The sequence below is a fragment of the Methylobacterium sp. D53M genome, from assembly GCF_053345625.1.
Genome location: NZ_JBKFAL010000001.1, coordinates 610,375 through 623,668, shown reverse-complemented (window position 1 = coordinate 623,668; position 13,294 = coordinate 610,375). Strand labels below are relative to the sequence as shown.

The 13,294-nt window shown below is 71.4% G+C and carries 11 protein-coding genes; 6 read left to right on the top strand and 5 right to left on the bottom strand.

What is annotated here, in order from left to right:
- Nucleotides 1-37: 37 nt before the first annotated feature.
- Both rnd and ACLBYG_RS02925 read right to left on the bottom strand, forming a co-directional pair.
- Nucleotides 38-1,225, bottom strand: a complete 1,188-nt coding sequence (rnd, locus tag ACLBYG_RS02930; RefSeq protein ID WP_447680547.1) for a ribonuclease D — start codon at nt 1,223-1,225, stop codon at nt 38-40.
- A 93-nt stretch (nt 1,226-1,318) separates the two neighbouring features.
- On the bottom strand, nt 1,319-1,717 hold the full coding sequence (locus tag ACLBYG_RS02925) for a hypothetical protein (protein ID WP_170855122.1): 399 nt from the start codon (nt 1,715-1,717) through the stop codon (nt 1,319-1,321).
- Between the two features lie 144 nt (nt 1,718-1,861).
- On the opposite strand from ACLBYG_RS02925, the gene aspS reads away from it, so the two are divergent.
- From aspS to ACLBYG_RS02905, 4 genes are read left to right on the top strand one after another with little or no spacing between them, the layout of a single operon-like run.
- Nucleotides 1,862-3,706 carry an aspartate--tRNA ligase gene (gene aspS, locus ACLBYG_RS02920; protein WP_091978105.1) on the top strand — a complete coding sequence of 615 codons (1,845 nt, stop codon included), beginning with the start codon at nt 1,862-1,864 and terminating at the stop codon, nt 3,704-3,706.
- 20 nt (nt 3,707-3,726) lie between these two features.
- Entirely contained in the window at nt 3,727-4,599 is an 873-nt protein-coding gene (locus tag ACLBYG_RS02915; RefSeq protein ID WP_447680546.1) for a glycosyltransferase family 2 protein, read from the top strand.
- Nucleotides 4,596-5,672 carry an acyltransferase family protein gene (locus ACLBYG_RS02910; RefSeq protein WP_447680545.1) on the top strand — a complete coding sequence of 359 codons (1,077 nt, stop codon included), beginning with the start codon at nt 4,596-4,598 and terminating at the stop codon, nt 5,670-5,672. The genes ACLBYG_RS02915 and ACLBYG_RS02910 overlap by 4 nt, the downstream gene beginning before the upstream one ends.
- Nucleotides 5,669-6,001: a hypothetical protein gene (locus ACLBYG_RS02905; RefSeq protein ID WP_447680544.1), complete on the top strand. Its 333-nt coding sequence runs from the start codon at nt 5,669-5,671 to the stop codon at nt 5,999-6,001. Before ACLBYG_RS02910 ends, ACLBYG_RS02905 begins: the two co-directional genes overlap by 4 nt.
- Here the strand turns inward: ACLBYG_RS02905 and ACLBYG_RS02900 are convergent.
- Nucleotides 5,971-6,222: a DUF3297 family protein gene (locus ACLBYG_RS02900; RefSeq protein ID WP_020091812.1), complete on the bottom strand. Its 252-nt coding sequence runs from the start codon at nt 6,220-6,222 to the stop codon at nt 5,971-5,973. The two genes, ACLBYG_RS02905 and ACLBYG_RS02900, sit on opposite strands and share 31 nt — an antisense overlap.
- Entirely contained in the window at nt 6,219-6,881 is a 663-nt protein-coding gene (locus ACLBYG_RS02895; protein ID WP_447680543.1) for a CatB-related O-acetyltransferase, read from the bottom strand. Before ACLBYG_RS02895 ends, ACLBYG_RS02900 begins: the two co-directional genes overlap by 4 nt.
- A 66-nt stretch (nt 6,882-6,947) precedes the next feature.
- Between ACLBYG_RS02895 and ACLBYG_RS02890 the strand changes: the two genes are divergently transcribed.
- Together ACLBYG_RS02890 and ACLBYG_RS02885 are read left to right on the top strand one after the other, a co-directional pair.
- Nucleotides 6,948-9,275 (top strand): NADP-dependent malic enzyme, encoded by a 2,328-nt coding sequence (locus tag ACLBYG_RS02890; protein ID WP_447680542.1) that lies wholly within the window; start codon nt 6,948-6,950, stop codon nt 9,273-9,275.
- 82 nt (nt 9,276-9,357) lie between these two features.
- On the top strand, nt 9,358-10,803 hold the full coding sequence (locus tag ACLBYG_RS02885; RefSeq protein WP_447680541.1) for an acetamidase/formamidase family protein: 1,446 nt from the start codon (nt 9,358-9,360) through the stop codon (nt 10,801-10,803).
- 12 nt (nt 10,804-10,815) lie between these two features.
- Here the strand turns inward: ACLBYG_RS02885 and ACLBYG_RS02880 are convergent, their stop codons facing one another.
- Complete coding sequence (locus tag ACLBYG_RS02880) at nt 10,816-13,275, bottom strand: methyl-accepting chemotaxis protein (protein ID WP_447680540.1); 2,460 nt, start codon at nt 13,273-13,275, stop codon at nt 10,816-10,818.
- Between the last annotated feature and the right edge of the window lie 19 nt (nt 13,276-13,294).

Genomic DNA, 13,294 nt, shown 5'->3' with positions numbered 1-13,294 from the left:
CGCCAGTAAGGATTGTGCGGTCAGTGCCGCTGCGGCGTCATCGGTCCGGGTCGGCGCCGCCGCCGACAGGTCCGGCTTCCAGGGGACGGACCACGATGCGACCGGACTCGACCGAGAGGGCCAGCCGTCCCTGCTTCAGCGCCAGCGCCTTCTCGCCGAACAGCGTCCGGCGCCAGCCCTGCAGCGCCGGGACCTCGGCATCGTCGTCGTCGGCGACCGCTTCCAGATCGTCGACCGTGGCGATGATCTTCGGCGCCACGCCCTCGGCCTCGCAGACCGCCTTCAGCAGGACCTTCAGGAGCTCGACGATCGCGCCGTTGCCGCCGCTCCGCCGCACGCGCTCGGGCATCCGGACGGCGCTCGTGTCGCGGGCGAGACCGCGCTCCACGGCGGCGACGATGTCGGCCCCGGTCCGGGAGCGCTCGAAGCCCGCGGGGATCGTCCGCAGCCGCCCGAGCGCCTCCGCGCTCCGCGGCGCCGCCGAGGCGATATCGATGACCGCCTCGTCCTTCAGGACGCGCCCGCGCGGCACGTTGCGCGTCTGCGCCTCGCTCTCGCGCCAGGCCGCGACCTCCATCAGCACGGCGATCTCCCGCGGCTTGCGCATGCGGCCGGAGAGGCGGCGCCACGCCTGCGCGGGATCGGCGCGGTAGGTCTCAGGGGACGTCAGCACCGCCATCTCCTCGTCGAGCCACGCGCCGCGGTCGGTCCGCAGCAGCTCGGCGACGAGGACTTCGTAGATCTTCACCAAGTGGGTGACGTCGGACAGCGCGTAGGTCAGCTGCGCCTCCGAGAGCGGGCGCCGCGACCAGTCGGTGAAGCGGGAGGACTTGTCGATCTTGGCCTTCGCGACGTCGTTGACGAGCTGCTCGTACGAGACGGAATCGCCGTAGCCGCAGACCATGGCGGCGACCTGCGTGTCGAAGAACGGGTGCGGCAGGATCCCGCCGATCAGCCAGATGATCTCCAGGTCCTGGCGGGCGGAGTGGAACACCTTGACGGTGCCCTCGTCGGCCATGAGGGCGATGAACGGCCCGAGGTCGATCCCCGGCGCCAGCGGATCCACCAGGACGCCGGTCCCGTCCGGTGCCGCCATCTGGATCAGGCACAGTTTCGGATAATACGTCGTCTCGCGCATGAACTCCGTGTCGACGGTCACGAAGGGCTGCTCGGCGAGACGTGTGCAGATCTGGCGCAGCGCGTCAGTGGTGGTGATAAGGTCCATGCACCGGCTATACGCAACCGCGGCGGACATGGGGAGACGCGGCTTCGCAGGTCCCCATCTTTCACGCGTTCACGCGCGGCCCGGCGACTGCGATCACGCCACGGCCGCGACCGCCGCCTTCCGGCGCGCCCGCGCCTGCCGGCGAATCCGCAGCGCGTCGGCCCGACGCTGCGCCTCGGCGCGCGCGAGCAGGCGGTCGAGGATGCCGGTCTCGATCCGCTCGCCGGTGGCCCCGTCGACGAGGCGGCGGATCCGGTCGACCCGGAACCCGCGATAGCCGCCGCGCCGGGCATCGATGCCGCCGAGCAGCGTCCGCCCCGGCCCGAGCCTGAGCTCGCGGGCGTCGAGGGAGCGGTTGCTCCAGGCCCCGGCCGCGTCCTCGTAGACGAGGTCGAAACGGCCCTCGAGGGGCAGCGTCCGCCACCCGGCCGCGGTGCGTTCGGGCGCCGCCTTCGCGGGGCGCTCCAGATCGAAAAAGAGGTTGTCGTTCATGGAGATGATATGGGGATTCGGGGTCTTCTGCGGTAGGCCAGCGGGCGAGTCGCGCGCGGCTTTCGGCGCCGTTCTGCGCGCCCCGCGCTTGACTTGGGGGGCCTCGCGTGAATGGTGCCGGCCTTCCCACAGAAGAAGCCCGTCATGCACCGTTACCGTTCCCACACCTGCGGGGCGCTCCGCCCGTCCGATGTCGGGCAGAGTGTCCGCCTCTCCGGCTGGTGCCACCGCATCCGCGACCACGGGGGCGTGCTGTTCGTCGATCTGCGGGACCATTACGGCCTGACCCAGTGCGTGATCGATTCCGATTCCCCGGCCTTCAAGGCCGCCGAGGCCGTGCGCTCGGAATGGGTCGTGCGGATCGACGGGCGCGTGCGCACGCGCCCGGCCGGCACCGAGAATGCCGAGCTGCCGACCGGCGCGGTCGAGGTCTACATTGACGACCTCGAGGTGCTGGGGCCGGCGGGCGAGCTGCCGCTGCCGGTCTTCGGCGACCTCGAGTATCCGGAGGAGACGCGGCTCCGGTACCGCTTCCTCGACCTGCGCCGGGAGAAGCTCCACGCCAACATCATGAAGCGCGGCGCGATCATCGACTCGCTCCGCCGCCGGATGCGGGACGGCGGCTTCTTCGAGTTCCAGACCCCGATCCTGACAGCCTCCTCGCCCGAGGGCGCCCGCGACTACCTCGTGCCGTCGCGGGTCCATCCCGGCAAGTTCTACGCGCTCCCGCAGGCGCCGCAGCAGTTCAAGCAGCTGACGATGATCGCGGGCTTCGACCGCTACTTCCAGATCGCCCCGTGCTTCCGCGACGAGGATGCCCGCGCCGACCGCTCGCCGGGCGAGTTCTACCAGCTCGACATCGAGATGAGCTTCGTCACCCAGGAGGACGTGTTCCAGGCGGTGGAGCCGGTGCTGCGCGGCGTGTTCGAGGAGTTCGCCGAGGGCAAGCGCGTCACCAAGGAATTCCCGCGGATCACCTACGCGGACTCGATGCTGAAATACGGCGTCGACAAGCCGGACCTGCGCAACCCACTGATCATCGCCGACGTCTCCGACCTGTTCGCCCGCGAGGACGTGGCGTTCAAGGCGTTCAAGGGCGTGGTCGCCTCGGGCGGCGTCGTCCGGGCGATCCCGGCGACCGGCGCGGCGAGCCAGCCGCGCTCGTTCTTCGACAAGCTCAACGACTGGGCCCGCTCCGAGGGCGCGCCCGGCCTCGGCTACGTCGTGTTCGAGGAGGAGAACGGCGCGCTCACCGGCAAGGGACCGATCGCCAAGTTCATCCCGGCGGAGGTTCAGGCCCTGATCGCCGAGCGCTCCGGCGCGAAGGCGGGCGACGCCGTGTTCTTCTCCGCCGGTCCGGAGGCCAAGGCGGCCGGGCTCGCCGGCAAGGCGCGCGTCCGGATCGGCGACGAGCTGGGCCTCTGCGACAAGGACCAGTACGCGTTCTGCTGGATCACCGACTTCCCGATGTACGAGTGGAGCGAGGAGGAGAAGCGGATCGACTTCTCCCACAATCCGTTCTCGATGCCGAACATCGACCGCGAGGAGTTCCTCGCGCTCGACCTCGACGCCCTCGCGAGCGAGGACGAGAACGGCGCGAACACCAAGCGGATCCTCGGGATCAAGGCGTTCCAGTACGACATCGTCTGCAACGGCGTGGAGCTGTCCTCGGGCGCGATCCGCAACCACCGTCCGGACGTGATGGAGAAGGCCTTCGCCATCGCGGGCTACGGCCACGAGGTGCTGGAGCAGAAGTTCGGCGGCATGCTCAACGCCCTGCGCATGGGCGCCCCGCCGCACGGCGGCATCGCGCCGGGCGTGGACCGCATCGTCATGCTCCTGTGCAACGAGCCGAACATCCGCGAGGTCGTGCTGTTCCCGATGAACCAGCGCGCCGAGGACCTGATGATGGGCGCGCCCTCCGAGGCGACCCCCAAGCAGCTGCGCGAGCTGCACATCCGCCTCAACCTGCCCGAGAAGAAGGCCTGAGGCGCCCATAGTCCCCCGCGGTGGCGAGCCTCGTCGCGATCGTCGTCGCCCACGACAGCGCCGACGTGCTGCCGGCCTGTCTCGCGGCGCTCGCCGCCGAGCATGTGCCGGCGATCGTCGTGGACAATGCCAGCCGGGACGCCTCCGCGTCGGTCGCGGAGGCGGCCGGCGTGCAGGTGATCCGCAACGCCCGCAACGAGGGCTACGGCCGCGCCAACAACCGGGGCGTCCGCGCGGCCGAGACGGCGGAGCACGTCCTCGTCGTCAACCCGGACGTCGTGCTGCGGCCGGGTACCGTGGACGCCCTGCTGGACGCGGCCCGCACCTGGCCGGATGCCGGGCTTATCGCCCCGCGCCTCGTCGAACCCGACGGGCGCTTCTTCTTCCAGGCGCGGTCCCTGCTCGCGCCCTACCTGACCAATCCCGCGGGCCGGCTCGCGCTGCCGCAGGGCGATGCCTGCGCGCCGTTCCTCTCCGGGGCCTGCCTGATGATGCCGCGCGCCCTGTTCCTAGACCTCGGCGGCTTCGACGAGAACATCTTCCTATTCTACGAGGACGACGACCTGTGCCGGCGCGTGGCCGACAGCGGCCGCGCCCTGATCCACGTCCACCGCGCCGAGGCGCTGCACGGTCGCGGCCGATCGTCGGCGCCGGAGCCGGGACGGGTGTTCCGCGCGCGCTGGCATCAGGCGTGGTCGCGCGCCTATGTCAGCCGGAAGTACGGCCTCCCGGACCCGAGCCTCGCCGTCCTGGGCGCCAACCTGCCGAAGACGCTGCTGTCGGGTCTGGTCCTCCGGCGGGCCGGGCTCGAGCGTTACGGCGGCTCGGCCGCGGGCGCCCTCGCCTTCCTGCGCGGCCGGACCGCGCTGGCCCGCGAGGGTCTGACCGGATGAGCGCGCCGACGATCGCGACCGCTCTGGCGCGCGGGCGCAACGGCTTCACCGGCCTGCGGCTGATGCTGGCTCTGGCCGTCGTTGTGTCCCACGCGTTCAGCGTCGCGACCGGCGCGGCCGGCGACGAGCCCCTCGCCCGGCTGACCGGCTACACGCTGGGCGAGCACGCGGTGAACGGCTTCTTCGCGGTGTCGGGCTTCCTGGTCACCATGAGCTGCGACCGCCGCGGCCTCCGGGACTACGCCCTCGCCCGGACCCTGCGGATCCTCCCGGGACTCGTGGCGGCGACGCTCGTCGTCGCGCTCGGGCTCGGCGCGGCCCTGACCCGCCTGCCCGTCACCGAGTACTGGCGCGATCCCGCCCTGTGGTCGTTCATCCGCGGGACGCTGACGACCTTCAAGAGCAACGCCGCCCTGCCCGGCGTCTTCGAATCCCACCCCTACCGGGCACCCCTCGGCACGGTCTGGACGCTCAAGTACGAGGTGCTGTGCTACCTCGGCGTCCTCGTCGCCGCCCTGTGCGGCCTGCTCCGGCGCCGGTGGTCGGCGCCCCTGATCGTGGCCGGCCTGGCGCTCGCCCTGACGATCGCCTGCGGCCTCCGCGGTCCGGACCTGCCCAAGGGCACCGAGACGGCGCTGCGCCTGCCGCTGATCTTCGCGGCCGGGGCGTGTCTCTACCTGTGGCGCGACCGCCTGCGTGTCTCGGCCGCGGCCCTCGCCTGCCTGGTCTTCGGCGCCTGCGTCCTCGCGCGGACGCCGGCCTACCCGGCCCTGCTGTTCCTCGCCGAGGCCTACGGCGCGGTCTGGCTCGCCCTCGGCCCCCTCGCGCGCGGCCTGTTCGACCCTGCGGCCGACCTCTCCTACGGGATCTATCTCTACGGCTGGCCGGTCCAGCAGACCCTGCACGCCCTGTGGCCGGCCGCCTCCGGGCCCGCGCTGCTGGTGCCGGCCCTCGCCCTCACGCTGCCGGTCGCGGCGCTGTCCTGGTACGGGGTCGAGCGGCCGGCCCTGTCGCTGAAGGCGCGCGCGCTCGGGCGGCGCCGCCTCGGCACGATCGAGCCGGCCGGGCCGTGACCGCCGACGCTCCGCTTCCGCCGCTCGAGGCGCTAGGTCTGGCGGCGCGGATGCTGGAGGCGGACGGCTTCGCGATCGTCGCCCGGAACGAGCGCGGCGACAGCCTCTACCTGCGGCGACCGGACTGCGCCTGGCACCTGCGCGTCTCGAACCACCGGCGCACCGCCAAGCAGCGCGCCCGGCGCTCCGATATCCTCGCGAGCCTCGTCATCGACGGGCCGCGCTCCTCGGATCAGATCGGGAACCTCGTCCGCGAGGCCGTCCGGAACTTCGAGGCCGCCCTGGCGCGGGTGGCGGATCAGGCGTCCGCGGCGGGGTCGCGGAAGTAGGGCTCCACGGTGCCCTTCAGCTTCACCGTCATCGGGTTGCCGGCCCGGTCGAGGGCCTTGCCGGCCGAGAGGCGGACCCAGCCCTCGCTCACGCAGTACTCCTCGACGTTCGTCTTCTCGACGCCCTTGAACCGGACACCGACCCCGCGCTCCAGCACCTTCTCGTCGTAGAACGGGCTGTTCGGGTTGGAAGCGAGGCGGTCGGGGGGCGTGTCGGTCATCGTCCGGATCTCGGATGGTCTTCGTATGGGGCCCCGCCGGTACGGGAATCCGCGCCCGCGCGCAACGCCGCGAGCAGGTCGGCGATCCGCCCACTCTGGAGCAGCGGCACCAGCCGCGTCACCGCGTCGTGCGGGAGGTCCCACCACGCCGCCGCGACGAGCGCCTCCACGGTCGCCGCGTCGAAGCGGTGGCGCACGACCTTGGCCGGGTTGCCCGCCACCACGGCGTAGGCCGGCACGTCGCGGGTCACCACGGCGCGGGCCGCCACCACGGCCCCGTGCCCGACGGTCACTCCCGAGAGGATCATGCAGCCCGATCCGAGCCAGACATCGTGCCCGATCACCACGTCGCCCCGGGAGGCGTGAAAATCCTCCGGCGCCGCGGCGTCCGGGAACAGCCCGCGCATCGCCGCGAACGGATAAGTCGACGCCCAGTCGAGGCGGTGATCGCCGCCGAGCAGGATCTCGACCTTGTCAGCGATGGAACAATAGCGGCCGATCGTCAGCCGCCGCCCGCTCTCCGGGAAGCGGACTTTTGGACGCCCGTACGAATAAGCGCCTATGGAGAACCCGTGGGTCCTCGCCAGCTTGGCGAGGTGGATCCGGGTCTCGTTGTGCGGGTTGCGCCCCCTGCGCAGCCGGTGCAACAGACCGGTCATGACGCGAGCCCGCGCGATGCGCGACCGCGTCGTCCTCGGTGAAAAAGGTGAGCGGGAGCGTGGGCGATGGCCGATAACATGTCCGAGGACCTCAAGGCCGGGGCGCTCGTCTACCACCGCCTGCCCAAGCCCGGGAAGCTAGAGATCCAGGCGACCAAGCCGCTCGGCAACCAGCGCGACCTCGCCCTGGCCTACTCGCCCGGCGTCGCCGCGGCCTGCATGGCGATCCACGACGACCCGCAGCAGGCCGCCGAACTCACGGTGCGCCAGAATCTCGTGGCGGTGCTGTCCAACGGTACGGCCGTGCTCGGCCTCGGCGATATCGGCCCGCTCGCCTCGAAGCCCGTGATGGAGGGCAAGGCCGTCCTGTTCAAGAAGTTCGCCGGCATCGACGTCTTCGACATCGAGGTCGACCAGAAGGACGTGTCGAAGCTCGTCGACGTCGTCTGCGCCCTCGAGCCGACCTTCGGCGGCATCAACCTCGAGGACATCAAGGCGCCCGAGTGCTTCGAGGTCGAGGAGCAGTGCCGGGCCCGGATGAACATCCCGGTCTTCCACGACGACCAGCACGGCACCGCCATCATCGTGGCCGCCGCCGTCCTCAACGGCCTGGAACTCGCCGGCAAGAACCTGTCCGACGTCCGGATCGTCACGTCCGGCGCCGGCGCGGCGGCTCTGGCCTGCCTCAACCTCCTCGTGTCGCTCGGGGCGACCCGCGAGAACATCACGGTCACCGACATCAAGGGCGTCGTCTACAAGGGCCGCGCCGAGCTGATGGACCGGTGGAAGGACATCTACGCCCAGGAGACCGACAAGCGGACGCTCGCCGAGGTGATCCCGGGGGCGGACGTGTTCATCGGCCTGTCGGCCGGCGGCGTGCTCAAGCCCGAGTACCTGAAGGAGATGGCCGAGAAGCCGCTGATCATGGCGCTCGCCAACCCCTACCCGGAGATCATGCCGGATCTGGCCGAGAAGGAGCGGCCGGACGCCATGATCTGCACCGGCCGGTCGGACTTCCCGAACCAGGTCAACAACGTCCTGTGCTTCCCCTACATCTTCCGCGGGGCGCTCGATGTCGGCGCCCACAAGATCAACGAGGAGATGAAGAAGGCCGCCGTCAAGGCGATCGCGGGCCTGGCCCACGAGACCACCTCGGACGTGGTCGCCCGCGCCTACGGCGGCGAGGCCCGGCCGTTCGGACCGAAATCCCTGATCCCGAGCCCCTTCGACCCGCGCCTGATCCTGCGCATCGCCCCGGCGGTGGCCAAGGCCGCGATGGATTCCGGCGTCGCCGGCCGGCCGCTCCCGGACCTCGACGCCTATGTCGAGAGCCTCGACCGGTTCGTGCACCGGTCCGGCCTGATCATGAAGCCGCTGTTCTCGAAGGCGAAGGCCGAGCCCAAGCGCGTGATCTACGCCGAGGGCGAGGACGAGCGCGTGCTCCGCGCCGTCCAGGCGATCGTCGAGGACAAGGTCGCCCTGCCGATCCTGGTCGGCCGGCCGCGGGTGGTCGAGACCCGCCTGAAGCGCTTCGGCCTGTCGATGGTGCACGGCCGCGACTTCGAGCTGATCGATCCCGAGGACGATCCCCGCTACCGCGCCTACGTCCAGACCTATCTGGAAGTCGCCGGTCGTCGCGGCATCACGCCGGACGCGGCCCGGACCCTGGTCCGCACCAACAACACGGTGATCGGCGCCATCGCGGTCCGCCGCGGCGAGGCCGACGCGCTGATCTGCGGCCTTGAGGGCCGCTTCGAGACGCGCCTGCGCATCATCCGCGACGTGATTGGGCTCGCGCCGGGCGTGGAGCAGTGCGCCGCGATGAGCCTCGTGGTGACGCATAACGGCGCCTACTTCCTGGCCGACACCCATGTCCGCCAGAACCCCACGGCCGAGGAGATCGCCGACGTGGCGCAGGCCTGCGCCAGCCACGTCAGCCGGTTCGGGATGACGCCGAAGATCGCGCTCCTCAGCCACTCGGATTTCGGCCAGTCGGATTCGCCCTCCGCGATGAAGATGCGCGACGCCCTCGCGCTCCTGCACACGCGGAATCCCGAGCTGCAGGTCGACGGCGAGATGCAAGCCGATTCCGCCCTCAACGAGATGGTGCGCGAGCGCGTCCTGCCGGGCTCGCGCCTCAAGGGCGCGGCCAACGTCCTGATCTTCCCGAACCTCGACGCCGCCAACATCGCCTTCCAGTTCGCGAAGGTGCTGGCGGACGCGCTGCCGGTCGGCCCGCTCCTGATCGGCCCGGCCAAGCCCGCCCACATCCTGACGCCGTCGGTGACGGCGCGCGGCATCGTCAACGTCACGGCCGCCGCCGTGGTCGAGGCCCAGGCGGACGAGGCCGTCGCGCGCGCCGAGGAGGGCGGCGTCGGCATGCTCTCGGAGTGAGGGGCGCCCGTCGGCGGCCGCCAGCGTGGCCGTCGATTTGCTTGCCCGCCCCGGGACCACGAAACCACCGGGAGACGACGCGATGTGCGCGGGCGACGATCCAACCTGCCACGCCTTCGAGGAGCACCGCCGCCGGTTCCGGCGGGATCTCGAGCCTGAGCGGCGCGCCTTCCTGAGGAGCGGCTTCGCGGCGACCGGCGCCGCGGCCGCGGCCCTCGCGGCCGGCGGTCCGTCGCTCGTGAGCCCGGCCCTGGCCCAGGCGAGCGGCGCCAAGATCGCCGCCACGGCGCATTACCACCTGCCGGCGAATGCCGAGACGGTCCACTGGGGCTTCTTCAGCCGCAGCCTCAAGCCCAAGGTCGAGATCGGCTCGGGCGACTTCGTCACGATCGAGACGCTCACCCACCAGGCGAGCGACGATGCCGAGCGCATGATCCAGGGCGATCCGGGCGCCGAGAGCGTCTATCTCTGGACCAAGGACAAGATGGGCGTCTCGCCCCGCGGGGCCGGCGCCATGGACGCCAAGGTCGGCCCCGGCGGCGGCCTCGGCGTGCACATCTGCACCGGCCCGGTGGCGATCCGCGGCGCCGAGCCCGGCGACGTCCTGGAGGTGCGGATCCTCGACGTCGCCCCCCGCCCCTGCGCCAATCCCAGGTACAAGGGACTGGCCTTCGGCAGCAATGCGGCGGCGTGGTGGGGCTACCACTACAACGACCTGATCACCGGCGATAAACCCCGGGAGGTCGTGACCATCTACGAGGTCGACGCCACCGGCGAGCGCGACTGGGCCCGGGCGGTCTACAGCTTCCGCTGGCCCGGCGTGACCGACCCGTTCGGCGTCTCCCACCCGACCATCGACTATCCCGGCCTGCCGGTGGACCACACGAAGACCCAGAAGACCTTCGAGGTCCTGAAGGGCATCCGCGTGCCGATCCGGCCGCATTTCGGCACGATGGGCGTGGCGCCCGCCGAGGCCGACCGGGTGAACACGATCCCGCCGAGCTACACCGGCGGCAACATCGACAACTGGCGGATCGGCAAGGGCGCGACCCTCTACTACCCGGTGGCGGTGCCGGGCGCCCTGTTCTCCGTGGGCGATCCCCACGCCAGCCAGGGCGATTCCGAACTATGCGGCACCGCGATCGAGTGCTCGCTCACCGGCACCTTCCAATTCATCCTGCACAAGAAGGCGGACCTGCCCGGCACGCCGCTGGAGGCGCTCGACTTCCCGATGATCGAGACCCGGGACGACTGGGTTCTGTCCGGCTTCAGCTATCCGAACTACCTGCGCGACCTCGGCCCGGACGCCCAGAGCGCGATCTTCCAGAAATCCTCGATCGACCTCGCCATGCGCGACGCCTTCCGGAAGATGCGCCAGTTCCTGATGCACGCGAAGGGCCTCACCGAGGACGAGGCGATCTCGCTGATGTCGGTCGCGGTCGATTTCGGGATCACGCAGGTCGTGGACGGCAACTGGGGCGTCCACGCCGTGGTCAAGAAGGCGATCTTCTCCGATCGCGTCGCCTGACGGCGGACCCGGTCACGCGGCCTTCGCGGCTCCGGTCATCGTCATGAGGCCGGCGATGACCCGGTAGGTCTCGGTCCAGGCTTCCCGGACCTCCGGCGTGAAGTCCGGGCCGAGCCTCTGCTCCAGGGTCCAGAGCAGCGCCGCCCCGACCGCCTCGAAATGCGCCTGCAGCGCGCCGTAGCCGACGTGCCGGTCCCCGAGATCGCGCACGGCGGCGACGAGGGCCTCCGGCTTGTCGAGGTTGGCCACCGCCAGTGCCAGCATGGCGACGAGTTTGCGCTTCTGCGCGGTCATGTCGTCCGGGAAGAGCGACCGGACCTGCGGCGCGATGTCGAACAGGCGTCCGTAGAACAGCTCTGCCGCGGTGTCGCCGAGCGCCTGCACCGTCGCGAAGCTGCGCTGCACGATCGCGACCTGGGCGGCGGAGACCGCGTAGGACACGCGAACGCTCGCCAGGAACCGTTCGACCTCGGCGGTCAGACGGTCCGACTGGTCCGACAGGGCGGAGGCCGCCGCGAGAACCTGGCTCGCGGCCAGGCCGGTGCCCTCCGCCGCCTGCGCGACGCCGGTCATGGTCGTGGTGACCTCGCCTGTGCCGGCGGCCGCCTGCCCGACGTTGCGGACGATCTCCTGGGTCGCCGCACCCTGTTCCTCGACGGCCGCCGCGATCGTGGTCGCTGCCCCGTTGATCTCGCGGATCCGCGCGGTGATCGCCGCGATGGCCTCCACCGCCTGCCCGGTGGACGCCTGCACCTGCGCGATCTGACCGGAGATCTCGTCGGTGGCCTTGGCGGTCTGCGCGGCGAGGGCCTTCACCTCGGAAGCCACCACCGCGAAGCCGCGGCCGGCCGCGCCCGCGCGGGCCGCCTCGATGGTGGCGTTGAGCGCCAGCAGGTTGGTCTGCTCGGCGATCGACGAGATCAGCCCTACGACGGCACCGATCTGGTCCACGGCGCTGCTCAGGTCCTGGACGCGCGCGGCGGTCCGGTCGGCCTCGGCCGCGGCTCTCTGCGCGAGATCCGCCGACCCGTCGGCCTGCCGCCCGATCTCCTGGACGGAGGTGCCGAGCTCCTCCGCGGCCGCCGCCACGGTGTTGACGTTGCTCGAGGCCCGCTCGGCGGCGGCCGCGACCGCCGTCGACTGCCCGGCCGTCTGGGTGGCCGTCACGGTCATCGTCTGCGCCGTGACCTGCAGGGCGTTGGCCGAGGACGCGACCGAGCCGATCATGCCTCCGACGGCCTCCTCGAACCGCTGCGCCATCTGGCGCAGGCTGTCCCGGCGCTGGTCGTCGGCGTCCAGCCGCGCCCGCTCGGCCCCGGCCTCGAGGTCGCGCGTGCGGATCAGATTGTCCCGGAAGGCCTGCACGGCCACCATGATCGGCGCGAACTCGTTCCGGTACGCTCGCACCGGGACGGCGACGGCGGTGTCGCCCCCCGTCAGCGCGCGCATCGCGGTGGCGATGATCCGGAGGGGGCGCAGCACGCCCCCGAACAGAGCCATGAGGCCCAGCCCGACGAGCAGCAGGACGGCCAGCAGCGCCGCGGCACTGTGCAGGAGAACGCCGTCCGCCTCCGCGGCGAGGCTCTCGGCCCGCGCCACCATCTCGGCGAGGGCGGCATTGGCGAGATCGACGATCGTCATCTGCTCGACGCTGTTTCGCTTGCGGAGGTCCTGGAACGCGATGGGGGACGCGCGATGCTGGCTCAGGGCGTCGAAGATCGCGCGCGCCGCCTCCGCCGCCTCGCCCTCGAAATTGCTGCGCTTGGCCTTCTCGAACGCGGACCGCACGGCGTCCGAGCTCTGGGCGGCGGCCTCGCTGGTGCTCGACCACGCCGACTGGACCCGCGCCCGCTCCTCGGCCGCCGCCACGGTCTCAGGCAGCGACCACGACGTTCCCGCCGCCAGCGAGGTCTGCACGCGCAGGGCGACGTTCCCGATCGCGACACGGGTCGCCCAGGCGGACCGCTTGAGGACGAGGTAGTGCTGCAGGACGGCGTCGGAGCGCGGAATAGCCGAATCCACGGCGTCCGTGGTCGCCGTCAGCGCGTCGAGAAGTTCCTGAAAGGCCGTCAGCACGGCGGGCAGCAGCGCCGGGTCCCGCTTCGGCTTCGGTACGCGCAGGGCTTCATCGATCCGGGGGCGGAGCAGGTTCACGGCGTCCTGAGCCGCGTTGAGCCTCGCCATCGTCGCCGTCACGGAGGGCAGATCCCGGTTCCGCAGCAGGTCCTGAACGCTCGCGAAGCCCGCGACCATCGCGTCCCGGTTCGTCGCGTAGGCCTTCAGGCTCTCCGGGTCGGCGGACGCATCCCCGCCCAGGGCGAGCGCTGCCCCTCGCTCGAGGCGTGTCGGCAGGATCGTCCCGAGCAGCTGGCGACTGGCGCGGGTCAGCGTGACCGCGTCCCGGGCCTGTCGCGCCTGAAGCCGCGCGTCGAGCAGAGCATTCCCCGCGTAGGCCAGTAACATCATCGCCATGGCGAGTATCGTCGTGCAC

Excerpts from the sequence above, each read along its gene's own strand:
- rnd (WP_447680547.1), bottom strand. The coding sequence starts at position 1,225 with ATGGACCTTATCACCACCACTGACGCGCTGCGCCAGATCTGCACACGT.
- ACLBYG_RS02925 (WP_170855122.1), bottom strand. The coding sequence starts at position 1,717 with ATGAACGACAACCTCTTTTTCGATCTGGAGCGCCCCGCGAAGGCGGCG.
- aspS (WP_091978105.1), top strand. The coding sequence starts at position 1,862 with ATGCACCGTTACCGTTCCCACACCTGCGGGGCGCTCCGCCCGTCCGAT.
- ACLBYG_RS02910 (WP_447680545.1), top strand. The coding sequence starts at position 4,596 with ATGAGCGCGCCGACGATCGCGACCGCTCTGGCGCGCGGGCGCAACGGC.
- ACLBYG_RS02900 (WP_020091812.1), bottom strand. The coding sequence starts at position 6,222 with ATGACCGACACGCCCCCCGACCGCCTCGCTTCCAACCCGAACAGCCCG.
- ACLBYG_RS02895 (WP_447680543.1), bottom strand. The coding sequence starts at position 6,881 with ATGACCGGTCTGTTGCACCGGCTGCGCAGGGGGCGCAACCCGCACAAC.
- ACLBYG_RS02890 (WP_447680542.1), top strand. The coding sequence starts at position 6,948 with ATGGCCGATAACATGTCCGAGGACCTCAAGGCCGGGGCGCTCGTCTAC.
- ACLBYG_RS02885 (WP_447680541.1), top strand. The coding sequence starts at position 9,358 with ATGTGCGCGGGCGACGATCCAACCTGCCACGCCTTCGAGGAGCACCGC.
- ACLBYG_RS02880 (WP_447680540.1), bottom strand. The coding sequence starts at position 13,275 with ATGGCGATGATGTTACTGGCCTACGCGGGGAATGCTCTGCTCGACGCG.